The sequence below is a fragment of the Corynebacterium sp. H78 genome (assembly GCF_037572275.1).
GTDB lineage: Bacteria > Actinomycetota > Actinomycetes > Mycobacteriales > Mycobacteriaceae > Corynebacterium.
The window spans coordinates 611,827-638,289 of record NZ_JBBHKX010000002.1 but is presented as its reverse complement, the minus strand read 5'-3'; the positions used below and the strand labels follow the sequence as shown (position 1 = coordinate 638,289).

At 55.3% G+C, this 26,463-nt stretch carries 17 protein-coding genes and 1 tRNA gene; 7 read left to right on the top strand and 11 right to left on the bottom strand.

The annotated features are described in order from the left end of the window. Positions 1-49: 49 nt before the first annotated feature. Positions 50-1,714, bottom strand: a complete 1,665-nt coding sequence (gene argS, locus WG934_RS04025; RefSeq protein WP_339977839.1) for an arginine--tRNA ligase — start codon at positions 1,712-1,714, stop codon at positions 50-52. 276 nt (positions 1,715-1,990) lie between these two features. On the opposite strand from argS, the gene WG934_RS04020 reads away from it, so the two are divergent. Further along, a complete protein-coding gene (locus tag WG934_RS04020) occupies positions 1,991-2,920 on the top strand; it encodes an alpha/beta hydrolase (protein ID WP_339977837.1) in 930 nt (309 codons plus the stop codon). Between the two features lie 169 nt (positions 2,921-3,089). On the opposite strand, the gene WG934_RS04015 is transcribed toward WG934_RS04020, so the two are convergent. The 8 genes from WG934_RS04015 to WG934_RS03980 all read right to left on the bottom strand — a co-directional run bounded on the left by WG934_RS04015 (position 3,090) and on the right by WG934_RS03980 (position 12,600). Further along, a tRNA-Arg gene (locus WG934_RS04015) sits at positions 3,090-3,162 on the bottom strand. A 144-nt stretch (positions 3,163-3,306) separates the two neighbouring features. Further along, positions 3,307-3,558 carry a PspC domain-containing protein gene (locus tag WG934_RS04010; RefSeq protein ID WP_339977835.1) on the bottom strand — a complete coding sequence of 84 codons (252 nt, stop codon included), beginning with the start codon at positions 3,556-3,558 and terminating at the stop codon, positions 3,307-3,309. Between the two features lie 91 nt (positions 3,559-3,649). Next, complete coding sequence (locus WG934_RS04005; protein WP_339977833.1) at positions 3,650-4,189, bottom strand: MarR family winged helix-turn-helix transcriptional regulator; 540 nt, start codon at positions 4,187-4,189, stop codon at positions 3,650-3,652. Positions 4,190-4,240: 51 nt separating this feature from the next. Beyond that, positions 4,241-4,783: a MarR family winged helix-turn-helix transcriptional regulator gene (locus tag WG934_RS04000; protein ID WP_339988791.1), complete on the bottom strand. Its 543-nt coding sequence runs from the start codon at positions 4,781-4,783 to the stop codon at positions 4,241-4,243. 10 nt (positions 4,784-4,793) lie between these two features. After that, positions 4,794-7,475: an AAA family ATPase gene (locus WG934_RS03995; RefSeq protein WP_339988789.1), complete on the bottom strand. Its 2,682-nt coding sequence runs from the start codon at positions 7,473-7,475 to the stop codon at positions 4,794-4,796. Positions 7,476-7,478: 3 nt separating this feature from the next. After that, the gene (locus tag WG934_RS03990; RefSeq protein ID WP_339977827.1) at positions 7,479-8,648 is read right to left on the bottom strand and encodes a metallophosphoesterase family protein; all 1,170 of its coding nucleotides are present in this window, start codon (positions 8,646-8,648) and stop codon (positions 7,479-7,481) included. Beyond that, positions 8,645-9,592: a hypothetical protein gene (locus tag WG934_RS03985; RefSeq protein WP_339988787.1), complete on the bottom strand. Its 948-nt coding sequence runs from the start codon at positions 9,590-9,592 to the stop codon at positions 8,645-8,647. Before WG934_RS03985 ends, WG934_RS03990 begins: the two co-directional genes overlap by 4 nt. Continuing rightward, entirely contained in the window at positions 9,589-12,600 is a 3,012-nt protein-coding gene (locus WG934_RS03980) for a DEAD/DEAH box helicase (RefSeq protein ID WP_339988786.1), read from the bottom strand. The genes WG934_RS03985 and WG934_RS03980 overlap by 4 nt, the downstream gene beginning before the upstream one ends. Before the next feature lie 199 nt (positions 12,601-12,799). On the opposite strand from WG934_RS03980, the gene putP reads away from it, so the two are divergent. From putP to WG934_RS03960, 4 genes are all read left to right on the top strand, one after another. Beyond that, a complete protein-coding gene (gene putP, locus WG934_RS03975) occupies positions 12,800-14,320 on the top strand; it encodes a sodium/proline symporter PutP (protein WP_339988785.1) in 1,521 nt (506 codons plus the stop codon). Between the two features lie 191 nt (positions 14,321-14,511). Further along, entirely contained in the window at positions 14,512-15,057 is a 546-nt protein-coding gene (locus WG934_RS03970; protein WP_339988784.1) for an HNH endonuclease family protein, read from the top strand. A 10-nt stretch (positions 15,058-15,067) separates the two neighbouring features. Then, complete coding sequence (locus WG934_RS03965) at positions 15,068-15,568, top strand: DUF2269 domain-containing protein (RefSeq protein WP_339977817.1); 501 nt, start codon at positions 15,068-15,070, stop codon at positions 15,566-15,568. 174 nt (positions 15,569-15,742) lie between these two features. Further along, the gene (locus WG934_RS03960) at positions 15,743-19,384 is read left to right on the top strand and encodes a bifunctional proline dehydrogenase/L-glutamate gamma-semialdehyde dehydrogenase (RefSeq protein ID WP_339988782.1); all 3,642 of its coding nucleotides are present in this window, start codon (positions 15,743-15,745) and stop codon (positions 19,382-19,384) included. Positions 19,385-19,575: 191 nt separating this feature from the next. Here the strand turns inward: WG934_RS03960 and WG934_RS03955 are convergent, their stop codons facing one another. Then, positions 19,576-21,867, bottom strand: a complete 2,292-nt coding sequence (locus tag WG934_RS03955; protein WP_445228204.1) for a DEAD/DEAH box helicase — start codon at positions 21,865-21,867, stop codon at positions 19,576-19,578. 487 nt (positions 21,868-22,354) lie between these two features. Between WG934_RS03955 and WG934_RS03950 the strand changes: the two genes are divergently transcribed. Together WG934_RS03950 and WG934_RS03945 are read left to right on the top strand one after the other, a co-directional pair. Further along, the gene (locus WG934_RS03950; protein ID WP_339988781.1) at positions 22,355-23,053 is read left to right on the top strand and encodes a hypothetical protein; all 699 of its coding nucleotides are present in this window, start codon (positions 22,355-22,357) and stop codon (positions 23,051-23,053) included. A 5-nt stretch (positions 23,054-23,058) separates the two neighbouring features. Then, complete coding sequence (locus WG934_RS03945) at positions 23,059-24,942, top strand: hypothetical protein (protein ID WP_339988780.1); 1,884 nt, start codon at positions 23,059-23,061, stop codon at positions 24,940-24,942. Here WG934_RS03945 and WG934_RS03940 read toward each other — a convergent pair. Beyond that, complete coding sequence (locus WG934_RS03940) at positions 24,926-26,212, bottom strand: MFS transporter (protein ID WP_339988778.1); 1,287 nt, start codon at positions 26,210-26,212, stop codon at positions 24,926-24,928. The genes WG934_RS03945 and WG934_RS03940 overlap by 17 nt on opposite strands. Positions 26,213-26,463: the final 251 nt, after the last annotated feature.

Sequence of the window (26,463 nt, the reverse complement as noted above, 5' to 3'; positions counted from 1 at the left end):
ACTTTCTGTTAGAGAAACTGGAAAAATGGTTGCGGTTTCGGATTGACGCTTACATGCGTTCCGGTGCGCTAACTCCCAGCAAGTGCAGTGCGTTTGCAAGAGTCTGACGGGTTGCTTCAGCAAGTCCCAGACGAGCTGCGTGAAGCGCAGCATCTTCGCGAGTTTCCTCGGCACCAGCCTTCGGCAGAATCTGGCAGGAGTCGTAGAACTTGTGGAAGACACTGGCCAGGTGCTCGGCGTAGCGAGCAATACGGTGAGGCTCGCGGAACTGCGCAGCTTCCTTGACCGTTGCTGGGAATTCACCGATGGTGCGGATCAAGTCACCTTCGCGCTCATGCACCAGCAGGCCAAAGTCTGCTTCCTGGCTGGAAATGCCGGCTTCCGCTGCGCGCCGGGCAATGGAGCTCAGGCGGGCATGTCCGTACTGGACGTAATACACCGGATTATCGCTAGACTGCGATGCCCACAGCTCCAAGTCAATGTCCAGCGAGGAGTCCACCGACGACCGGATCATCGAGTATCGCGCTCCATCAATGCCGATTGCCTCTACCAGGTCGTCGAGAGTAATCACGGTGCCCGCACGCTTGGACATACGAACAGCCTTGCCGTCGCGCACCAGGTTCACCATCTGACCGATCATGACTTCAACACCATCAGCGTCGTATCCCAGCGCTGCTGCAGCAGCCTTCAGACGCGCGATGTAGCCATGGTGATCAGCACCCAACATGTAAATGCACAGGTTGTGACCACGATCGAACTTATCCTTCACATACGCAATATCACCTGCAATGTACGCCGCGTCGCCATCAGACTTGATAACCACACGATCCTTGTCATCGCCGTAATCCGTCGACTTCAGCCACCATGCGCCATCGTTTTCGTACAGCTTGCCGTCGGACTTTAGCTTGGCGACGGCTGCCTCCACAGCGCCCGATTCGAACAAGGAGTTTTCGTGGAAGAAGACGTCGAAGTCGGTGCCGAACTCGTGGAGTGATTCCTTGATGTGACTGAACATGAGTTCAACACCAATCGCGCGGAATTTTTCCTGAACCTCAGCCTCGGTGCCGTCGAGAGCATCCGGCTTCTTGGACAGAACGTTCGCTGCAATCTCGTTAATGTAAGCGCCACCGTAACCGTCTTCTGGCGTTGGCTCGTTGCGTGCTGCAGCAACAAGCGACATTGCGAAGCGGTCAATCTGGCGACCGTGGTCGTTGAAGTAATACTCACGAGTGACCTGTGCGCCACGAGCGGTGAGAATTCGACCGAGAGCATCACCAACAGCCGCCCAGCGGGTACCACCAAGGTGGATTGGGCCAGTAGGGTTTGCCGAAACGAACTCGAGGTTCACCATCTTGTCCGCGAAGTCATCGCCACTGCCCCATGCGTCGCCCGCTTGGAGTACCTCAGAGACGATCTTTCCTTGCGCATCAGCAGCCAGACGGATGTTAATGAAGCCGGGGCCAGCAATGGAGCATTCAGCAATCCCGTCGCGGGCAGACAAATTGTCGGCGATACCTTGCGCAAGTTCACGCGGAACCATGCCGACACGCTTGCCAAGCTGCAGAGCAACGTTGGTGGCATAGTCGCCATGCTCGGGGTTACGAGGGCGCTCGACGGTAAGGGAATCAGGGACCAGTGAAGTGTCCTTGTCCTGGGCGGAAAGGACCTCGATAGTTGCTTCACGAACAATTACGGCTAGATCTGCTGGAGTCACGGTTACCTATCCTATGTTGTTGCAACCTAATTCTTCGATATCGGCTCCCGTGTAGTGCTCTTTAGCCCCCGTCATCCCCAACTTCGTCATAGATGCGAAGCATCCATTTCGGCATCGCTCCCAGACTGGAACACCAGGTATTGCAATAGCCGTACATCCATCTAGCTGCCTCACGTGCACATTCGGGAAATTCACCGACTTCGTGAGAACAACCGACTGTATGGCTAGATTGAACAATAGTTTCTCTATTAATAGTCAGTTGGAAGGAAGACTCCCATGACTACTTTGTCAAGCAACAAATACACTCGTTCAGACGATTGGTTTGAATCAGAAGGCTTGCTTTGTGCCGCAGCAGTTTACCGACCGTTTACGGACCGGAAGAATTCACCCGCGATTGTGATGGGGCACGGATTCGGCACTCCCCGAGCTCTTGGCCTTTACCGATACGCGGAAGAGTTCGCGCAAGCCGGATACATCGTGGTCGTTTTCGACTACCGCTATTTCGGCGAAAGCCAGGGTCAACCACGCCAATTGCTGGACATCAACAAACAACTAGAAGATTGGCGTAGAGCAGTTGCCTTTACCCGCACGCTAGAAGGCGTGGATTCACAACGAATCGTCGGTTGGGGAACTTCGTTTGCTGGTGGACATGTGCTCACATTGGCTGGCCGGGGAGAAGACTTCGCCGCCATCGTCACCCAGGTTCCTCATGTAAGTGGCCCAGCTGCCGTGCGAGCAACAGGTTTGAAAAGCTCTTTGCGAGTAGCCCCGTCAGCAGCGATTGATTTGTTGAGAGGACTGCTAGGAAAAGAACCTCGATACATTGATTCTGTTGGCAATCCTGGCGATGTCGCGGTCATGAGCTCTCCCGATGCAATGAGTGGTAAAGACCGACTCATTGAAGCAAGTGGTGTGAAACCTGGGGACTACCCAGAAACAGTTGCAGCACGCGTCCTAGCTCGAATCGGTTTCTACTCGCCAGGCCGTACAGCCCATCGAATCTCATGCCCGAGTTTGGTGCAAATTATGACTGGAGATGCTGTCACGCCGGCAATTGCTGCTGTAAAGGCTGCACTCAAGATTCCGAATGCCACAGTTCGCTTACACAACGGTGGTCACTTTGACCCATACGTCGACCCTAAGTTTAAGCAGATCATCGCGGAGCAACTTGAATTCTTGAATAGCGTTGTACCGCTAACTGAATAGTCTGCTGAAACAACAACGAATTCTGAGCCAGAAATGAATAGCTGAGGTGCTTTGCCTAGAAGTTGCGTTTCCACTGCCAAAATTGGGTTTAGGCAATTAACCTCGAACTGCGAAAAAAGTAGAAACAACGAAACCCCAGGCCATTGCTGACCTGAGGTTTTGTCTTGAGTGCCCCCGAGAGGAGTCGAACCTCCGACCTTCGGTACCGGAAACCGGTGCTCTATCCACTGAGCTACGGAGGCCTCCGCACAACGCACTGCGCTACCGGCGATGCCAGTCCAACGCAGTGAGCGTAACAGTGGAAAATACTACCACTGCCCTACGCTCGGTTAGAAATAGGTACTCCGCCCGTGTTTCCGCACCGTCGTCGCTACAGTTTGATGTGGTTACTGACTAGGCACAAACAGCCATGCAGCCAAGTACAACACCAATGCCACCGGTGTCGCTGCAATACCCAGCACAGCCATGATTACGCGCATTGCTGTGACATCGAAACCCGTTGCGTCGGCAAAGCCACCACAGACACCAGCAACCATACGGTTGGAGTGGCTACGGCGGACGGGCCTACCTACTGCCTTATCGATCCCCTGAGAAATCTGCTCGGAATTGAATAGTCCATTTTGCTGTGGGTTATCCATACCTCCTTTGTACCGTTCTTCTGCTCGCGTCACCTGTTTTTTCGAGCAGCCGAAGGGTGAGAGTGAACACGTAGCTGTTCAGAGTGCAGCACTAACCCAAGGCATCTTCTGCCCGCGCATTCTCCATAATGCGGTTAAAGCAGGCAGTGACGTTGGAAACATCGGTGCTCGTTACCGGCCGAAAGACTTCTGACCGCACGGTATCGACGTAATCTGGGGCGAATTCAACAAGCAGGTGTCGACCTACTCCGGTTAGCACAATGGTGTAATCAGCATCGGGATCTACTCCGACTTCTTCTACGCTGATTGCGCCACGCTTCTCCATGCGATTGACATGTAACCGCGCACGCGAGTGATTCCATGTCAATCGCTCGCACAACTGGTCGACATGCATGATGCCTTCCGTCGTTTCGTTTAGTGCAATGAGCACCGTGAAATCGGCAAACGACAATCCGGCTTTGTCGCGCAGCCTCAATTCAATCTTTCGCTCCACGCTGCGGAACGTGGACACGATTAGCTGCCAAAAGTGCTGTTCTTCACTGGTCAGCCACTCGACGTCGTCGGTAAGATCCTGCAAGTTGGCAGCGTTGACGTGGTCGAGCTGGGCATCAAATCGGTCATCCGTGGTCATGCATTCATACGCTAATGCGCAAAACGAATGCCCGAAGCAAAAACACGAAACCTATGGGCGAAGCTCTGCCTGCAGCTTGTGAGCGGCTTCAGCAACGGCGTTGTACCGCGCCATCGCGGCATCCAAATCAATATCGTGCAAGGTATCAAAAAGAACCTTGCGCACTGCACGCACATGCCCAGGAGCTGCGCGTTCAATGAGCTCGCGACCATGTTCTGTCAAATGCACATCGATGCCACGGTTATCCTTCTCGCAGCGAATTTTCTCCACGAGGCCACGACGTTCCATGCGAGTAATTTGATGAGACATGCGACTTCGATCCCAATCCAAGTCCTCGCACAGCTCACGCATCCGCATTGTCTGTTTGTCAGATTCAGACAAGACAACCAACACGGAAAAGTCCGCGTTCGAAATATCTGAAGTAACCAACAGCTGGGTGTCGATCATGCGTTCCACGGCACGGTGAGCGTCCAGGACTGCGCGCCAAAACATCTGCTCGTGCTCAGTTAGCCACGGCACAACTGGCGAATTCGCGTCAGCCTCGCCAGCTAATTTGGTGCTATCAACAACTTCGTCCATTTGGTGCTCCCGCATGGCGGTGAGTTTACCCCATCGTGATTTCGTTCATGTTTACTTGGTGGCTCCCGCTGACACGTGAGAAACGCTCTGGGAAACATGTCAGAACAATGACCTGTGAATCGTGGCCGGCCCTTGCCAACGCATTGTTCATTTTGCGGAGTCGAGCTGGGTCGGAGTACCCAAGTGAATCATCAATAATGACCGGTGCACCCGCATTCCCGTCCATCAAACCGGCTGCTGCGAGACGCAGCAGAATATCGATCTGCTCTTTCGCGCCGCCAGACAGCTCACTGAACTCGAAGGTCCCATGTGGGGTCGTTCGCGATTGGATAGCCAAATCATCGGTCAATTCGTAGCTGACATCGTGGCCGAAAAGATCCCTCCCGTATTCCTTCAGTTTGTTTGTCAGTGGTTCGCTGATTTTTTCACGGGTATCCCTGCGCGCCGACAACAACGTTTCATACAAGAGCTTGGCGGCACGCGCGCGACGCGTCACTGCATCGTACGCGCGCTGAGCACGCTGCAATTCTCCTTCAGCAGCATCTAACTCTTCAAATGTGCCGGCTGCCGCATTGAGTTCACCTGTGATGACGAATCGACGCTGAGCGTCTCGACTCTGATCAGCTTTGAGGTTCTTGAGATTCTGCCGCGCGCCTTCAAGCGACATTGCTGCATCGTCGGTATCAAGATCTTTGCGCTTCTTCTCCGCTTCTGCCAGCGCCTGAGCTGCCGCTTCCGCAGCTGACTTTGCCTGCAGATATTCCCCAGTTACGTCCGAATCACTCGCTTTTTCACGCGCTTCGGTCAATTGTTCGGCAAGTTGCTTCGCTGTGTCTGCCTTAGCCTGCGCTTGTGCGACAGCGATGTGCTGTTTCGTCAGCTTCGGGCGCGTCGATACTCCACGCGCTGTCGCATTCGCTTCTTGGAACTTCGCGACGGCCTCCGCCTCGATTTCTTCAGACTCATCAGCTGCAGCGCGAACATCGTGAAGCGTGCCGGTGGAGTCGGGTTCCGGCTCATCCGGGCACAGCTCTGCCCATTGCTCGGCCAGGAACTTTCGATCAGCATTCAGTCTCGCGAGCTGACCGTCGAGTTCAGCCTTTCGCGCTTTCATATCCTCCACAGATTGTCCGCGCAGTTCACCGTTGAGTACGTCTTCGGCGCTCTTTTGGGCCACCACTGCTTCCCGACGTTCCTTGGCCTTATCCTCCGCATCGTTGAGGTCCGTTGCTCCGAGTTCACTCAGGAGCCGGTCAAGCGTGGCTCGAGCATCTTCGACACCAGACTGAGCGTCGGACAAGCTCATACCAGGGGAAACAGTGAGGGTGACATCGCCCACCACAATTTCCGTGTCAGTGCTCACTGCCTTCTCGAGCACTTCGCCCGTCACGTCCTGTGGCACACCATCGATACGCACGGTGGTCGGAGAAGTCGCAGTGAGTGCTACCTGCGGGCTGTTTGTCTCCAGAATACCAACGGCCGACTGCCACACCGTGTGTGCCTGTCGAACGCGCGTGATGTCCTCTTCTGTCACCGTGAGCGCCGCCAAACGGGTGTGCGCCTGCCTCACGACGTCGTCAAGTTTGTGCACACGGGCCAGCGATGTGACGAGGTCGTGGATGCTCGCAGTGGTTTCAAAACGCTTGACCTCGCATTGAAGAATGCGTCGGATGAGAGTCGCACGATCAGACGCGGTCTTGGCGGATTCGACTGCAGCAGTGGCTTCGTCGATGTGACGCTGCTCTGCGCTGACTTCCTCGGTCAATTGCTCCACTTCCTGCTGCGCTTCCTGCGCTTCCTTCTCTGCAGCAGCGACCTGATCCTTCAGTGAGACGCGCTGTTCATGGGCACTCTTAGCCGCCTCAGCGCTCGAGTTGGCGAGCTTAAAGTGGTTTTTCGCGGTCTCTTCAACCTGGATAAACTCTTTGAGCTCATCCACCGCTGCTTGCCAATGCTCTACCTCGCGCTCTGCCTCCGGCAACTTCTCCGCAAAATCTCCTTGTCGTTCATCGATTTCAGCTGCTTCTTGGACTTTGTCGTTGATGGCAGCAGCGGCAACAGTGGCATCTTCGACTCGCTGTTTGGCTTCTTCCAGCGCAGCCTTCGGTTTCGTCAAAGCTGTGGCTTCTCTGCCTTTAGCTGAGTAGTACTTCAGGTACTCAGCGTGTACTGCCTCGATGGTGGTTTGCTCTGACTTCGTCTCGATTCGCCCACCGGATGCCTCCTGCAGCGCATTGGTGATTGGCGCATGCGCACCCATTGACAGCACCGTTTGTGCCTGGCCTTGCTTTGCGACGAACACATCCCACAAATGCTGAGTGCCTTCTGTTTCCAACAGATTCTTGAGCCAGGACTCGGCATCGTGGCCAGTAAAATTCTGAGGAGCTGGGCTAATCACACGAATCGTTGTCTCGGAACTCTTAGTGCCACCCGCGAACACCTTTCGCACGACAAACCTGGAGTCTCCCAGCGTCATGTCTAACTCCACAACAGGAAGTTTGTCGTTCAATGCAGGCCTTAGGCTTTTAACTTCCCGAGCCTGCGAACGCGATGGGAACTTCAACGCGGCATATACCGCATCGGCAATCGTGGATTTTCCAGCTTCGTTTTCGCCGGAAATGACAATTACCCCGGTGTCTGGGAGATCGGCGAGGTGCAGCTGCTCGATTCCGCGAACAGATGACAATTTGATGGAATGTAGTTTCATTGCTTAGTTACCTCCCACGATTCGTGCGAGCAATCCGAGTGCATCTACTGCTGCCGTTCGATCAGCCGCAGACAGGTCCGGGTTGTCACTGATCTGTTGCAATTCTTCGGCGGCTGCCAACGCAAATCCGGAAACACCCATTGCTGCAATATCGCCGTCCTCTGGCCGCACCGTTAAATCAGAACCACTACCCCGCTTGTACACGGCAGCGAAAACTGGAGCCAGGGCTGCAAGACGCCTATCAAAATCAGCCTTTTGTGCCAGTGTCACTGTTCCGAACAACGAGTACTTAATGCTTGTCCTGTCTTTATTCGGAAGTAGCTCCAACTGCTCGAGCCACTCTTCAACTTCCGCAAAATCGGCAAAATCTCGGGTATGCGCCTGGAACTCCCATTCACCTACCTTGTGTTTCGCTACTACCGGAGCACTTGTGCCATCGATCTCAACAACAAGCACATTGCCGGAATCCGACTCGACATCGTCATAATCGGTAGTTTCATGAGCGCCGGAAAACCACATATATCCACGACTATCGAGCTGCCGCGTCGAATGCGAGTCTCCCACAGCAATGTATTGGACAAGCCCATCCGAAATAGCCTTCTCCGCTGCCTCGAGCGACAGGCTCGCACCTGCATCTCCGCCAAACCCCTCAACCTGACCGTGAGCCACGACAATCCGCGGATAATCAATCGGCTGCAAATCAGCCAGTGTTTCTTCAAAGTCTCGCGGATCACCCACCTTGCTTGTCAGCGGGATACCAACAATCTCCACGGTGCCCCGCCCGCTCTTATGTGTGACGACGTTCTCACCAGGCTTCAACACCACCAACGACGCGCCATCGCCAGAGGTAGAGCTCTGTGGAAATGGGTCTCTCCGATATATCGACGATGCATCGTACGCATCGTGATTGCCCGGCAACAGATAGACAGGAACCGGCAAACTACGGAGACGCTCCATCGCTCGACCTACATCGCGCGCAGGTAGCGTGTTCGAATCAAATACATCGCCGGCCACCACGATGAAGTCAGCGTCTTCTGCGAAAGCTACTTCCCCGATACGGTCAATCGCCGCCAACCGAGCTGCACTAAACCGAGCCTGGGAATCTCCATCTTCGCCGGTTAGAAACCAACGAGTCATGCCGAGTTGCCAATCCGACGTATGGATGAACTTCACTGTGTTGGTCCCTCTCTATCGGCGAGCTCTTGACATGACTGGAGATGATCCCAACATTCTTCCAAGTCAGAGACTGCTCGCAATGTCTCGCGTGGAAGAACGCAAGTTGGCCGCAACGCTTCGTGCAGCAACACCTGGTCGGTTTCTTTCAGCACATTGATGGGTTCCGGCTGTGGAAGTTCCACTCTAGGAAGATCTTTACCCCAAAAGTCGGATTCGACGATTCGAACAGGTTGTTGACCAAACTGAATTCGGGGCGGTGCCATTAGTTTGCTGCGCGCTGTTTCAACCTTCTGCCGCTGCCGCGCAGCTTTCTCCCTCAACAATCGTTGAAGATTTGATTGGAAATCGGACTCCCGTAGCCCTCGGAGCTCAAACACACGAAGTGGCTCGTCGTCGACATCCCGAGCTGCATATGCGACAACCGCGATGGCATGTTTACACACCGCAGTGTGATCAGGGCAAGTGCACTGACAGACGATTTGTTCGTCCTCGTCGCTTAAGAGTTCAGCAATTTTGGATTCTGGTAGCACTCCCCGTTTGCTGTCCTCAATCGTGCTGGGGTTATCCACCATCCACGTCAACAACTGAGTTACGTCACTGGTATCTCGATGTGGCAACCGAATCACGACCGTAAACGGATCTAACTGGGTGCCTTCGACTTCACCAACTATTACCTTGTCGCTCATCGTCGCGCCTAGGACATGCCCGTCCGCAAAATACTTCTCCCCACGTCGACGGCGTCCTTCATCTGCATGCTTTACGACGCCGTCGTACAATGCCTGCGCTACAGGAGAACGAAAAGCAACCTTGTGTGACCTGACACTCGCGCGCTTCTGTCCTTTACGTGCGCCTGTACCGTTGCGACCGGCACGCCCGGAAAAGTCCGCATAGATGACGTTATCGCCCCAGGTGATGTCCTGGTCTTCTCCGCGTGTGCTCATTCTTCGTCACCCCAGATACGTTCCGTCAAGTCGATCCAGTTCTTTTGTTGTTGCTTCTTGTTTTCCCACCGTTGTTCAACGTCCGCTGCCAACTGAGTGGCTCGCGTCTTGTCTAGCCTCCACATTGAGTGCAGCTGATCCATGGTCATTTCGGTGAGTTTGGTTTCTCCTGCTTGAACCACGGCGTCGGCAAGTACGGATTTGTCGAAGATGAGCTCATCAATGCGCTCTTCCAGCGTTCCAGCAGCGACAAGTTTGTGCACTTTCACATCCTTAAGCTGGCCGATGCGGTAAGCACGGTCCGTCGCTTGGTTTTCCACGGCGGGATTCCACCACCGGTCCATGTGAACGACATGATTAGCTGCGGTGAGGTTGATGCCAACACCAGCTGCGAGTGTCGATAGCACCATGATTGGAGGTCCATCCGGCGAGTTGAAGAGTTCCACCGCTTGTTCGCGCTTGTTTGGCGTGAGCTGTCCCTTAATGAACGGAACTTCAACCCCACAACGCTGCGACAAGTACGGCGCCAGCATATTTCCGAACTCCACGAATTGAGTGAACACCAAGACCTTTTCGCCTGCATCTAAAGCAGCGTCAATGATGTGATCCAGCTCGATCAGCTTTCCGGAGCGGTGCTGTCCTCGATCCAAAATCTGAGAGCCGTCACTTTGATAGTGCGCCGGATGATTACAGATCTGCTTAAGCTTCGTGATTCCTGCCAGAATCACGCCCTTCTTCTTAACTCCCTTGGCTGCATTAACGTGCTCTTCAATATCTTTGACGCATCCTTCGTACAAAAACGCCTGTTCTGCTGTGAGAGCAACATGAACAGTCTGCTCATCCTTATTGGGCAAGTCAGGCACGATTGCCGGGTCAGTTTTCATCCTGCGGAGCACAAACGGCGATGTGATACTGCGGAGCAGTTCAAGCTTTTCTTCATTGCCATCACGCTCGATGGGCATAGCAAAGCGCGACCGAAATGTTCGTGCCGAACCCAGCATCCCCGGATTACAAAAATCCATGATGCTTCTCAGCTCACCGAGATTGTTCTCGACGGGGGTTCCCGTCATGGCAATTCGTTGGCGCGCCGGAAATGACCGCAATGCGCGGAACGCTTGCGAATTTGGATTCTTAATCGCCTGGGCTTCATCGGCGATGATGTGTTCCCATTCAACCGCCCCGAGCTCGACAGCATCCCGTGTAGCAACTCCGTACGTCGTCAGCACGATGTCGTGTTGCGCGATGAAATCCTGAAGTTGATCACCATTAGGGCGATTGCCTCCGTGCAACACACCTAACCGCAGTGTCGGGGTAAACGTTGCTGCTTCCTTCGCCCAATTGCGGAGGACTCCCGTTGGTACGACCAACAACGTGGGCTTAACCTCACGTGTTTCTTTCTCATACTGGAGCAACGTCAAGATTTGAACAGTTTTGCCCAAACCCATGTCATCGGCCAGAATCACCCCGAAACCCGCCAGGGACATCCAGGCTAGCCAGTTCACGCCCCGCTGTTGATAGTCTCGCAGTTGCCCTACAAAACCCGCTGGCACTGGCACGTCGACATCGCGTTCCAGCCCATCTTCAGTGTTGAAGGCTTCGCGCAGCCACCCCTCTCCTTCAACAGTCACCGGCACAGGGGCTGCCTGCTCCGCACCGCCGTCGAAACGCAGCTCCTTCAGAGTTGCTGAACCAGCTCCTATTTTCTCGCCAGCCGCGGTCTGCTCCTGCAGGAAACGTAACGCGTCTCGAGTTGCCCGAGCATCGGCGTGAACCCACTTATCGCGCAACTTAACCAGCCCGCTGCCCGACTTCGCCAGTGTCCTCAGCTCAGCCTCCGATAACTCGGTATCGCCAATAGACAGCTTCCACTGGTACTTCACAAGTTGGTTGAACCCCAGACGTGGTTCCTGAGCACCTGGTGCCGCACCCGTCGGTTCCAACTCTTCGGTCTTGGTCACCAACTTCAACGATGGCTCACCCTCAAGCCACGCCTTCGGCAACATTACGTCGATGTTTGCCGCCCGCAGCTTCTCAACGCCACCTCGGACCAACTCCACAACCTGGCCAGCAGTTAACAGAACATCAAGACCATAGCCTTCCGACGGCGCGGTTTCGAAAGGAGGAAATGCCTTTTGTGCAGCATGAAGTTGCGGACGTAACTGCTTCAGCACACTCGGCTTGCACAACTGAGGATTCAAACGATCAGGTGCTGACACGCCTACTCGGTAATAGATACGGATGGGCCACAAAGCGTCGTCGTCATGAGCAGGTTCTTCGAGCACGAAAATCAGCTGAATGTTGTCGGTTGCGGCAGAGCCTCGCCACTTAGCTAAGTCCGCAGCAACTGAGGCACTGGTTTTTCGCAGGGCCTCAGAACTGACTAATGACCGAACAAAGCCTTGCCGAGCTGACACCGGTGTATCCATATCTGACAACAACACATTCACCGTCCAGTGAAACAGGCGCTGCAACAGATCATCGACCACAGCTTTACCTCCATTGGCTACCACCACGGGCGGTGTTCGCTCGATGACTTGCGCCCGCCACGACATTTCCTGGAGACCGTCAACCATGCGCCATTGTGGCCACCATTCATTGTCCTCCCACACCACAGCGACGAGCGCGCGACCTGCGAGCGCCCACCGTTCTAGCCCCTGTGCCACGTCCACGAGAAAGCGCAGATCTGGTGCCATTGCAGGCGAAAATGTGTGATTTCGGAGCTGCACCAACAACGCAACGGCGTCATCCGAAATGAAATCCCAGGTTGGAATCACGCGTCGAACGTGTTTACCCTTAGGGGTCTGTAGTTGCACTTCGTGCCGGCCCCGAGCGACACCGTCGACAACACTGAAAAGTTCGCGTTCTTGCGCTGGTACCTCAACATCGCTGAGGGAGGCCATTAGCCTATGTCCGTCGAGTTTCTCGACCCACAGGCTCAGCCCGGCCTCCGGCAACCACAAACCATGCAGCACAAACACGGGAGAATCCCTTGAATTTTTGTGCTCCATGCCAGACATGGTTCTGATTGTGCCATCTCCTCCGGATCGGCTTTTAAGAATCCCCACCGGAAACAACAAGCAATCGAACAGACATTCTATTTTCTTCGTATTCTACAATTGTTTCAAGAATGCAAGTAATTAGATTAAGTAATAAATGCACCAACTACCCTGCGTCAGCACACCAGCTGGCTATTGAGGAGTAAACCTCATGGAACAACAAACGTGGTTCCTGATAGCAATTGTCATCTACCTACTGGCCATGCTGTATATCGGCTGGACCGGTTGGCGGAAGACCCAACAGTACGACGATTACATGCTCGGTGGCCGTGGCCTCCATCCATTCGTCGCCGCATTGTCGGCTGGCGCGTCCGATATGTCCGGTTGGCTACTCATGGGCCTGCCCGGCGCGATCTACCTAACTGGCCTGAATAAAACTTGGATTGCCGTTGGCTTGGTCATTGGCGCGTGGCTGAACTGGAAGTTCACGGCACCGAGGCTTCGTACCTATACCAAGATCGCGCGTAACTCGATTACGGTTCCGTCATTCTTGGAGAACCGTTTCCATTCCAAGTCGAAGTTCTTGCGCGTTGCTGCCGGTCTCATCATTCTGGTCTTTTTCACCTTTTACGTATCCTCCGGCATGGTCACCGGTGGCCGTTACTGGGAGTCCACATTTGACGGCAACTACCTAACCGGCATGCTGCTCGTCGGAGGCATTACCGTTGCGTACACCTTGTTCGGTGGCTTCTTGGCGGTGTCATATACCGACACTGTTCAGGGCATCATCATGTTTTTGGCTCTCATCATCGTGCCAACTGTTGCTTTTATTACTTTGCTTGGCGACGCATCTGCAACCGACCTGCTCACGTGGCCAGCAAACAACCCATATGAAGGTGCTGAATCTGCACCAAGCATGGACTGGTTCAACCCGTTCTTGGGGGTTCCTGCAATCACCATTATTGGCCTGTTGGGCTGGGGTCTGGGCTACTTTGGGCAGCCACACATTATCGTTCGCTTCATGGCACTTCGTTCCTCGAAGGATGCTGTCGAGGGACGCCGTTGGGGCATCGGCTGGCAGTTCATTTGCATGCTCGGTGCGGTTTTCGTTGCAATCATCGCGACGGCGTTCTTCCCACTGCGCTCCGACGCGGTCGTTACTGATCGCGAATCGTACGAAACCATTTTCTTGGATATGACTCGCGTTCTGTTCCACCCACTGATTGCAGGCCTTATTCTGACTGCTGTCTTGGCCGCCATCATGTCGACGATTTCTTCGCAGTTGCTCGTCTCTTCGTCTGCGCTGATTGAGGACCTTTTCAAGGGTGTTGTGAACAAGTCCTTGCGACCTCAAACGTACATGATGCTGTCTCGTGTCGCCGTCGCACTTGTTGCAATCGTGGCTGCGGTTATTGCCGCGAATCCGAATAGCTCGATTCTTGATCTGGTTGGCTTTGCGTGGGCTGGCTTCGGTTCTGCGTTTGGTCCTGTCATCATTGCTGCGTTGTACTGGCGCCGTCTCAACTCCTTGGGCGCTGCCGCTGGCATGGTCACAGGTGCTGTCGTGTCGTTCGCGTGGGGTATGAGCCCACTGACGGACACTTTGTATGAGATTGTCCCTGGTTTCGCTGCAGCGACAATCGTTATGATCGTCGTTTCCCTCCTGACTCCAGCTCCAAACGACAAGGTGCTTGCTGAGTTCGAAGAGGCAGCTGCCGAAGCAAAACTTTAAGCACTCCCAGCAGGTAATCCTGCACCCCGGGGAACCGCTTCCCCACCGACCGCGTCAGTATGGGTGTGAGCCACAATTTTCACTCCCACGCTGGGCGCGGTTTTTTACTGCCTAGGCACTCACTCGTAGTCAGTTTCGTCATTGTTACTTGCCTGGCACTCATCGCAGCAGCCGCAATTGCCATCCCGCGAGTGCGATGGTGGCGCGAATTGCCTCGACGCGACGTCGTCACGCTGTTGGAATCGGTACGAGTACAACCGCAACGTGTCACTATCACGGGGTATGAGCGCGAACTTTTTGGTGGTTGGAGTGTCGACGGTGCGTGTGATACTCGACAGCGTGTACTCGTGAGGTGGTTCGGTGGTTCTGGGTGCAAACTTGACGAGGATGCCGCGATTGCAGATCCGTATACAGGCAAGGATGTGCTGTCCGCCCAGGTTGATGTCGATCATGTTTATCCCCTGGCGGCGGCGTGGGATTTTGGTGCGGCGCAGTGGGATAGCTCACGAAGACGCGAATTTGCGAACGACCTCGATGCGAATTTGGTGCCCACGATGAGCGCAATCAATCGAGAAAAATCGGATCTGACACCGTCCGAATGGATGCCTACGCAGCGGGAACTTCGTTGCGACTACGCTGCACGATTTGTTGCGGTGGCAGTGAAGTGGGATCTCGCTGTCTCTGTTGACGATTGGTCAGTTATGGCCAAGTCCTGTGGAATCCGTGCGGTTCGTTAGACTCGTATCTATGAATCAGATCCTCATCATCGCTCATGTTCTGACAGCGATCCTGTTGCTCGGCCCAGTGACAGTCGCAATCTCCATGTTCCCGAAGCTCGCACTGGCAGCCCGCCTCGGCGAGCCTGGCACCGTTGGTGCTGCACGAACCATGCACGCTATCTCCCGCACCTACGGCATGATCTCTCTGATTGTTCCACTACTTGGCTTTGGTGTGTTCTTCATGGACGTGCAGGGATACATCAAGAATGGCTTGCTGCACACGTCCATCACTCTCGCAATCATCGCGTGGGCGCTGCTGTTCTTCCTCATCATTCCTCGCCAGAAGAAGATGATGGCGGGCCTCGGCGTTGCTGACGACGATGAAGATGCGGACGATCCCGACTTCATCGCCCGCAAGGCCGCAGCCGACGAGATGGACTGGGACAAGGCTAAGGGGCAGCTTGCCATGTTCTCCGGTATCTTCTCCGCAATCTGGGTTGTCGTCGCAGTATTGATGTTCTACCTGTAAGCGCACGCCTTTTCCGCGTACTCCCCGCCCCTAGTCTCCAGCAAGTGGATGACTGTGGGCGGGTTTTTCGTTTTGGCTTATCCCCGTGCGGCTTGGTCGTATCATCACTAAAAGCATCTCCTAATCCGAGGAAATGCTCATTATCAGACGGCCGATGACACGTAAGGGGTCACAGTGTCTAACAATCACGATCGACAACCGCAGTTCGATCGACCACCAACGAACGAAACGCTTCCCCCTCTAGACAGCGTCGCCGACGCTGCAATCCGTCGCGCTATGCGCTGGCTGAATCAGGCAGAAATAGAAACAGAATTCGCTGGGTCGACAAATGCTCCCCGAGGCCATGGCCCTCCCGCATCCACCGATTCACCCGCTCAACCAAATTCGAGAATCGAATATGCCGCTACGCAGCTAGCGAAGCTGGTGCACGATCCAGCAGGCGTCGACTTCACCATGACATTCGTCGACCGTGTTGCACGTCCTGAAGACAACAAGACTGCAGCTCGTCAGCTATCTCGTCTCACCACCAGCTCCGCCACCCCATCGTTCCTTTCTTCTCTGGATCGCGCGGCAATGAAACTCGGTGGCATTTTGTCCCAGCGCATTCCCGGCGTTGTCATGCCGATTGCTCGCAAGCGGATGCGCGATCTGGTCAACCATTTAGTGTTGGATTCCGAAGGGTCAGCCCTCCAAGAGCTTCTCGACGATGCCCACAGCCACGGTCGACAACTGAATCTCAACCTGCTCGGTGAAGCAGTACTAGGCCGTGACGAAGCACAACGTCGGTTGCAGGACACCATCGAACTTTTGTCTCGTCCGAACGTTGACTACGTATCGGTAAAAGCATCCAGCGTTGTTTCACAATTGAATCCGTGGGATTTCGACGGCAGCGTCGACCAACTCATCGAGACGCTTCGCCCGCTGTACCGCATTGCAATGTCTGACCGTGAACGTCAGCCGTTCATCAGCTTGGATATGGAAGAGTACCGCGACTTAGAGTTAACGCTCGCGGTGTTCGAACGCCTCATGAGCGAAGAGGAATTTCTTCCGCTGCATGCGGGAATCGTCATCCAGGCCTATTTGCCGGACTCCGTTGCCGCGGTTCATCGACTCGTGGAGTTCGCACAGCAACGCGTAACCGAAGGTGGTGCCCCGCTCAAGGTTCGCTTGGTCAAGGGTGCGAATCTCTCCATGGAGACCGTCGTCGCAGATGCTGAAGGATGGGAACGCGCTCCATATGCAACTAAGGCGGAAACGGACGCGAATTATCTCCGACTGCTTGATCTGCTGCTCCGCCCCGATATCGCTCCTCACCTGCGTGTCGGCGTCGCCAGCCACAACCTGTTTTCGATGGCGACCGCGGTCGAGCTTGCCCATGCTCGTGGGGTCGAAGACCAAATCGACGCAGAAATGCTGCAAGGAATGGCGCCACGACAACAGCAGGCAATCGAAGCAGAGGTTGGCCGATTAATTCTGTACACCCCAGTTGTCGATGTGCGCAGTTTCGACGTCGCGGTTTCCTACTTGGTTCGCCGGTTAGAAGAGAATGCAGCCGAAGAAAACTTCCTGCATGCAATGACCAGCAGCGACAATGACGACGCCATGCACGGGCAAATGCGTCGCTATCTCGCTGCGATCCATGACCGAAATTCAACAAGCACTAAGCCACGCCGCACTCAAGATCGTCGCTACGAAACCACTCCGGGAGTAGTGACGACATCACAGGCCAAGCGAGCGCAATCCACCACCGTTTTCACAAATGAGCCCGACACTGATCCTGCCTTGCCGGCTAATCGCGAGTGGGCTCGCAGCATTGTGGATATCACCTCTGATCCTGGACCTGCTGTTTCACCGCTCATCGATGATGTGGTCGATGTCGACGACATCGTCGCAAAGGCCGTTCGACTTCAGCCAGACTGGGCCGCTCGCGGTGGAGCGGGCCGCGCTGATGTATTGGAAGTCGTCGGAAAGCGTTTGGCTTCACGACGCAGCGACTTGTTAGCAGCAGCGATCCATGGACCCGGAAAGACTGTCGCCGAAACGGATCCTGAAATAAGCGAAGCCATCGACTTTGTGCGTTATTACGCGACAAGTGCACGCGAGATGGATCGCGAACCGGGCGTGGATTTTGCGCCACATCGCGTCACCGTTGTGTCGCCACCGTGGAACTTCCCCATTGCTATTCCTATCGGTGGCATGACTGCAGCGTTGGCCGCGGGTTCTGCTGTTGTCATTGCGCCGGCACCACAGGTAGTTCGTGTCGCGGAAGTCGCGGTTGCTGCGTTACGTGATGGGTTGAGTGATGCCGGGGTCGATCCCGATCTCATCCAGTTAGCGAACACCGACGAGGCTGATGCTGGTCGTGCCTTGCTCACTCACGATGATGTTGATGCCGTTATTCTGACCGGCGCATCAGAAACCGCTGCGCTGTTCCGTGGTTGGAAACCATCACTTCCAGTGTTTGCAGAAACCAGTGGCAAGAATGCCATGATCGTCACTCCTGCTGCGGACCCAGATCTTGCTGCGGCTGATGTGGTGACCTCCGCGTTTGGTCATGCCGGACAGAAATGTTCGGCGGGTTCATTGGTCATTCTGGTAGGCGCGGCCGGCAAATCCGATCGTCTGCTCAATCAGATTCTCGATGCCACCAGGACTCTCCAGGTTGGTCACGGTCGTGACCTCAGCACCGATATGGGCCCACTCGTGGAACCACCTGGAGAGAAGCTCCACCGTGCGCTGACTTCCCTCGAAAAGGGCGAGAAATGGCTGGTAGAACCTCAACAACTCAATAGTGACGGCACGCTGTGGTCGCCGGGTGTGCGGGACAATGTCCAACCCGGTTCTTGGTTCCATATGACCGAGTGTTTCGGCCCTGTCCTCGGAATTATGCGAGCACCAGACCTAGACACGGCAATCGAATGGCAAAACGCAGTCGAATACGGATTGACCGGTGGCATCCACACTCTCGATTCCAACGAGGTTGCCTACTGGCTGGACCGCGTTGAAGTCGGAAATGCCTATGTAAATCGACATACCACGGGGGCGATTGTTCGTCGTCAAGCGTTCGGTGGCTGGAAAGGCTCATCTGTGGGGCCGGGTGCGAAAGCCGGAGGACCGAACTATGTAGCCCAGCAAGGCTCCGTCACGGATTCGTCGGAAGCCTCCGATGCGTTGGCACAGGCAACACCGACCAGACGTATCGGCCGCGTCGTGCGCGAATTGCAGGCAGTGCTCGGCGATGACGCAGACTACGTTACGACGGCTACCCACTCCGATGCGCACGCACTTGCGGTCGAGTTTGACCGACCTCGAGATGAATCTGGTCTCATCGGGGAAGCAAATGTCTTCCGCTATCGTGCACTTCCCGACGCAGTTGTCAGAGTTGCGGCAAATGCCAAGGTAGTAACTGTCACGCGCACCGTGCTGGCGGCGGTAGCTGCTGGGGAGGTCAGCTCGAATGCTGTCACCGTAACGGTGGCTCCCGATGTCGATGATGTAGTCACCGATGCCTTGGAGATCATCGTGCGGCATGGCTTGGCCGAAGTAGTCGTGGAATCGGACACCGCTTTTGTACAGCGAATTCGGGAGTCCGTATCCTCGCGAATCCGCTGCTGTGGAACGGTCAGTGACGAGGCTTTGAGCATCGCCGCTGAGAATGGAAGCTGGTTGGAACGTGCAGGCGTTGTGCAATCTGGAAGATTCGAAATGCTGCACTACCTCCGTGAGCAATCCATCTCGTGGTCGATGCACAGATTTGGCCATATCTCTGCTGACACCGACTCTGCTGTGACCGAAGCGCTGAATCTCTCTCGATGATTACGATGTTTCGCTAAGTCCAACCACATTGCTAGACAAACGAAAGAGCTACCTGGAGTTTCCTCCAGGTAGCTCTTTGGCGTTGTCAGACTGATGACAGTGTCAGAAGGCCGACGTTGTCAGGCAAGCTCCGTTAGCGCAGTACGCCTACAGCTCTCGGCCTGACACGGTACGTCTGCAACTGTTCGTGCTTAGTCGCGGTATCCACCACGACGATCATCACGACGACCACGGCCACCACGGAAGCCACCGTCTCGGTCGCCACGGTAGCCACCACGGCGGTCATCACGGCCGCGACCACGGTAGCCACCGTCTTCGTGATCGTCACGACGGCCACGGTAACCGCCCTCTTCGCGATCGTCACGACGACCACGGTAACCACCTTCGCGGTCACCACGTCCGCCACGACCACCACGGTCGCCACGGTCACGGCCACCACGGAAGCCTCCGCGACCGCCACGGCGATCATCGCGATCGCGGCCACGGCCGCCACCACGGCGATCTCCACCCCAGCCGCTGCCGTCGTCGACAGACGTGCCGTCGTCAGGCTGAAGCTGAATGAGCTCGCCGGAGATACGGGTATCAGAGAGGTTATTCAAGACCTCCTGAGGCAAGTTCGATGGCAGCTCGACCAGAGTATGGTCGCCGCGGATATCGATGTGTCCGAAGTCCTTTGACTCCAGGCCACCCTCGTTCGCAATTGCGCCAACGATTGCACCTGGGCGAACATGCTGACGACGACCGACATTAATGCGGTACGTGGTCATGCCTTCGCGATCGAACTGAACGCGATCCGTTCGCTTGCCCTCGCGTGCACCACGGGAACGACCATCACGGCCCTGGCGGGAACGCTCGCGGTCGAAGCGGTCGCGGTCATTGCCACGATCGTTACGACGTCCGCGAGGAGGCTCCTTCATCAGGAAGTCGCCGGACTGGGACTGGGAAGCAAGCGCTGCCGCGATATCGACCAATGGGGTGTCGTGTTCTGTCGCGTAGGTCTCGATCAGGTCCCGGAAGATGCTGACCTGTGGGTCTGCGAGAGCCTCGGTGATGTCATCAGCGAACTTCTGCTTACGAGAGTCGTTGACTTCATCCACGCTCGGCAACTTCATTTCGTGCAGAGAAGACTTGGTTGCACGCTCAATGGAGCGCAGCAGACGGCCTTCGCGTGGGGTGACGAACAACAATGCTTCGCCCGAACGACCTGCACGGCCGGTACGACCAATGCGGTGAACGTACGACTCGGTGTCGTGAGGAATATCGAAGTTAACAACGTGGCTGATGCGGTCAACGTCAAGACCACGAGCAGCGACATCGGTTGCCACGAGAATATCGAGGCGACCATCCTTCAGCTGATCGATAGTGCGCTCACGCAGGGTCTGTGGAATGTCACCGTTGATGGCTGCTGCGCTGAAACCACGTGCGCGCAGCTTCTCTGCAAGTTCTTCGGTCTCGTGCTTGGTACGCACGAACACAATCATTGCTTCGAACTCTTCGACCTCAAGAATGCGGGTCAGAGCATCGAGCTTGTTGCGGTGGCTCACCATGAGGAAACGCTGGCGGATGTTCTCGGCGGTGCGAGTCTCCGACTTAACAGTAATTTCCTTTGGATTGTTCAGGTACTGCTTCGACAGGCGACGAATGACTGCTGGCATCGTTGCCGAGAAAAGTGCAACCTGCTTGTCCTCTGGAGTGTCCGCCAGGATGCGCTCAACATCTTCCTGGAACCCCATCTGCAGCATCTCGTCTGCTTCGTCGAGAACGAGGAATCGCAAGCCGGAGATATCCAACGAGCCCTTCTGGAGGTGGTCGATCACACGGCCTGGTGTACCAACGATGATCTGTGCACCACGGCGCAGGCCTGACAACTGAATGCCGTATGCCTGGCCACCATAAATTGGGAGCACCTGAATGCGACCCAGGTGGTCTGCGAAAGACTGGAAGCTGTCGGCGACCTGCAGTGCAAGTTCACGCGTTGGAGCGAGAATCAAGGCCTGTGGGGAGCGGTTTCCTTCGTCAATACGAGCCAGGATTGGCAGCGCGAATGCTGCGGTTTTACCGGTACCGGTCTGTGCCAGTCCGACTACATCGCGGCCATCCATCAAAGTTGGGATGGTTGCAGCCTGAATTGGGGATGGCGTTTCGAAGCCGACCTTCTCGACTGCCTTTACAACAGCGTTTGGAAGTCCCAGGTCAGAGAACTTTACGCCGTCCTTTTCGGACTTCTTTTCCTTGTTAGCTGTTGCTTCTTCTTTTTCTTCTTTTACTTCTGCAGCTTCTGTTACTTCAGTGGCTTCTGCAGTTACTTCTTCGTTCGCAGCTGGATTTTCCTCGGAGGGAACCTCTACAGCGACGTCGCTATTTTCAGTGTTTTCGATGATCTCGACGTTCTCAGTTTTCTCGTTATTCTCTTCCACAACGCTGTTCTCTACGTCAGCGGTTTCAACATTCTCGTTGTGGTTATTCATTTCTTCGTTGCCCATCTGGGTCTCTCCCTGGGCCTCTAGGGCCCCATCAGCGGCCTCTGCCGCGTTCTCAGTCTTCAATTTCCCTACTTCATGGACCGCGTCGGTCCGCCCATCATCAGCGTCCAAAGACTCGCTGTTTTCCCAATTCTCCGCCGCTTCTTCCATAGGTACATCTGCAGCGCTGTCTGCGCCTAGTACGTCATCGATGGAAAGTGGAGCTTCGCTTTGCGAGCTGTCCGTGGATACCGATTCGTTCCCATTTTCCGGCTGGTTTTCGTTGCCGGACCCGAAATCGGTTGTGCACATTGCTCCACCAGGCTACTCGCATCGACAACCAAATGGCGATTCTTCCCACACCCGGGGTTTATGGGAGTAACCCCGTCTTCCTGTACCTTTGCGGAAATGTGATGGGAATTACTACGCCTTTCGCTTCTCGACGAGCAGTGCCCGTGCACCGGTGTTATAACAATTCCTAAGTGCTTTTAGGGGGGGAATAATTTTGATGAAGGCACGCTCTAAACTCATACCTTTTTCGCTGGCAGGATTAATTTCTGCCTCTTTGTTAATTGTCGGTTGCGCTCCCAGTTCGAGCACTCCGACTTCTGCTTCCACAGGTGTCACCGATCCCGAAACCTGGTCAATCGATCTATCTTCCGGCAACGGTCGAGACGATTCTCGAAAGTTTGCGCCTGACGGCACACCGTTGCCACCGGGTGTACTACCACCTAGTGAGAATCCGGCACCGGGATCTGCCCGACTGGGCCCCGATGGCCACTACGACTACTCGGCTGATGACTTCGTGCTGTCTGACCCATGTGATTCGCCGGAGTTAATGGAGAGACTTCGAGCACTCGGTTACGAGGAGATTGAAACTGCGATTGGGCGGCATGACCTTCCCTGGCAAATGGGCTGTCTGATTGGACAAGAGGGAGACGCGGTAGCGGCATTCAACCGCCAAAATTCGAACCAGAGGGATTTTGCTTCCAGGGGATTCGAGTTGCTCCAATCGAAAGATCGCTCATTTACGGGTTTCCTAGTTGGACAGCAATCAGCAACCTCGTATTCCTGTTTCGCGGGCATCGAAACCGAGAACGGCACGATCGGATTCAACGTCCCTTACTCGGAAGAGCGGCCGACCCAACTTCAATCACAAGCTTGCGCTAAAGCAGCCTCGCTGCTCATTGGATTCTTGGGGGACTAGATCAAATGCTCAAGTCACATATTTCCTCGATTGACCGCTCATCTGAGTGTCTCTCCGGCAGCGTAATGGCTCTAGACACTTCGATTGCGTCAGCGCCTGCACTCGCCGGATACTCGCCCATCCCGTCACTGCAGGCCGTTGCAACCCAGCATTCGTCAGCCATCATCGGAGCATCAGGATCAGCCACACTGGTCAGCGCTGCACTAGGTCGCGAAGTCGAGTGGGCAGCCACTAATCTTCGATCACTTTCCAATGTGATCAAGAGCCACGAAGACAGCGTTTCAGGTGCGCTCAATTCCATCAACACCAATGGTGGCGGAAGCCTAAATACCGGACTTGGTTTGTCTGCAATCACCGACTCGTTTGAAGGACGCCCACCGTTTAATCCCGGTGCCCTCGTATTTTCACCAGCGATGGTCGCCGGCGAAATCGGCCACGATGCCACCACTCTCCTATCCATGTTCAGCTCAACAAACGATGGAGCTGTCCTGGATGCTGTCGCTTACTGGACCGACTTCGCTTCGGCCATGACCGCTTTGGCATTGGAAATCACCGCTGCCTCAGAGCAGCTCATCGGCTCAAACGATGGCCTGGTGTTCGATACCGCTACCGCCACGCTTGGCACACTTGCGGATCGAGCAATAAACGTCGCAACGTCGGCAAGCACTATGGCCACACATTTGCAAGTCCTGCCTGCGGTGAAGGCGATGGCAGTCAACGCCTTGACTTCGATTGAAGCGCAATCAGCACTGATTGAAGATCCCGTGGCTCGCGAGCAGTTCGAACGCACCGAAATCGCAGCATTTCTCACGGGGCCGTACACGGCACAGCTGCAGGCGGCGGTTCCGAACATCACCAAGCTCACCGAGCCCAACATCAGTAGTGGAGCTGCAACGACAGTTCAAGCAGGCCTTAATGGACTCAACGGTCCCGCTGGAACCAGTACGAGTTTTGCACATCCCGACGGTTATTCCGGAGCGACTCACACCGCATCAGCCACAGCACCCGGCGCGACTTCCACCGCTTCTCCTACACCACTCGCCACTTCCATGACTTCCACTGGAACTCCAGGGAACGTGACGACGAACCCTGCCCTCGCAACTTCCTCACAGAACGGGTTGCCACAGCCGATAACTGGGCTCAGCTCGGCACCTCGAACACAGGGTACGGATATGCTGGGGATGCCGACGCACACGGCAGCAGCGTCACTGCCCAAGGTTGCTCCCGACGGCGCCTTGACATCGCCACAGGGTACGGCTCCCCACAGCACAAGCAGTCCGCACTCGATCTCACCTGTAATTGCGGGCCCTACTCCACTTTCGCTCGGTGGCACGACTCACCAAGGTGGAGCCCGCCGACCAGGGAGTTTGAGCACGACCGGAGCACACAACTTAGCTAGGCAGCAATCGGCAACACCACAAACTGCAACACGAAATGTGCGCCCTGGAGCTATAGGTATCGGGCGCGGTGCGAATTCGGCATTTGGCAGGAGCGGACTGCCGACAGGTCGTGAGTTCCTGACGCAAACCGGAAACAATGGCTCACAGCAGACTCATCGGCCTCATCTCAACACCGGAATCCACAACCGAACTAGTATGCCCGGGGCATCCGGCACTGTTGGCTCAACTAATAACAATGGGGCTATTCGTGGCGCGCCAGGAACCCAGCAGGCCGGATCGCCACAACACTCCCGAAATCCCCACGGTTCTACCCTGCTCAGTGGAGGTGGCAGGGGCAAGGGAGATCGTCGAAACGCAATGGTTGAGGCAGTCCAGCACAAGGCAATACAGGATTTTGAGCAGAGTGAGTTCCAGCGCGAACTATTCGGTGATGAACCGGCAACTGTGCCAGCCGTGATCGGAGGCGAGTCAGTTACCGGGAAGTCGTAGGTGACACTGTGCACGGCGTGCTGGTCAGCGTTTCGCGACCGAACAGCCATGAAACGAACGCAGCCGCACCGATGATTCCGCAAGCAACGAAGCCGGCGCGATAATCAGCGACATCAACAATTGCGCCGACTACCAACGGACCTGAGATGGCACCGAAGTCCTGCGCCATCTGGTAGCTCGCCAACACGCGTCCACCTTGGCGATCCGAACCAATCACATCCGCCAAAACCGCCTGCTGGCTTGGATTAATCATGCCTGCGCCCAAACCAGACAGAGCGGATACGACAAGGAGGCTGATGTCGCCTGTCGTGAACCCCACGATTCCAACAAAGACTGCATTGACTGCAAAGCCCACGAGCAGCAGAGGTTTTCGACCAACCTTGTCCGATAGTCGCCCCGAGAACTGCAGAGCAGCCACGTTACCCACCGCGAAAGCGGTCAACGCAAAGCCCGCTGTGGCCGTCGCTTCTACCGCATTATCTCCGTTGGCGACACCAGCAAACGTCGCTGCAGCGAACAACGGGACGATGGCGACACGCACACCAAAGTTCGACCAGCCGTTAGCAAAACCACCTAGAAGCGCAGCACGGTAAGCATTGTCGCGCCAGGCTTCCGCAAAGTTCATCACCGGCGTCGTTCGCTTCGGCACAACATGTCGCAAGTGTTCTGGGTTTAAGCGAATAGCGACGATGATCGTCGCCACGATAAGTGCACCGCCGTAAACAAAGAAAGGGACGCGCATTCCCCACATACCCATGAAGGCACCAACCAAGGGGCCAAAGACATTGCCCAACAAGAACGCAGTGCCATACGCCGCAGAACAACGCCCCCGAATATCTGGTGGCGAGATCCGAATGATCAAGCCCATTGCCGAGACGGTAAACATCGTCGAACCGATGCCACCCAGTGCCCGAAAAAATAACAACTGCCAGTATGTTTGCGCGATGCCAACGAGGATTGTGGATAGTGCGACAATCGTCAGCCCCAAAAGATATGTATGCCGATAACCGACCCTATCTACCATCCGCCCCGACACCGGCGCGAATAGAAGTCGCAAGATCGAAAACGAACTCACGACAAAACTGGCGGCAAACACGGTCACATCGAAGCTGCGTGCATACTGCGGAAGAATCGGCGCGATCAGCCCGAACCCCAATGCAATCACAAACGCGGCGCTTACGAGCACCCAGATTTCTTGCGGAATCGCCGTCTTCGCAACTGCTTGACGACGATCCCTTCGGCCTTCACGACCCAACGACAAAGAAAACATTCCTCCTCTAAGAGGTTCCGCCACACGACTTGAACCTCATCCGCCACCCTAGTGAATCAATGCGTCAATGTAACGCTCGGATGAGGTCGCAGTCGCTAGCGAAGCGGGTACAGAACGGCTGTTATCAAAATGAATCGATCTGTAAAACGGGGGTTGCCCGCTATTGTGCTTCCAATGGTTTCCATTATTCAACAGTGCTAGCGTTACTGGGAAAATTAATTCCTAATATCGTTTTCATTAGTTGGGATTAT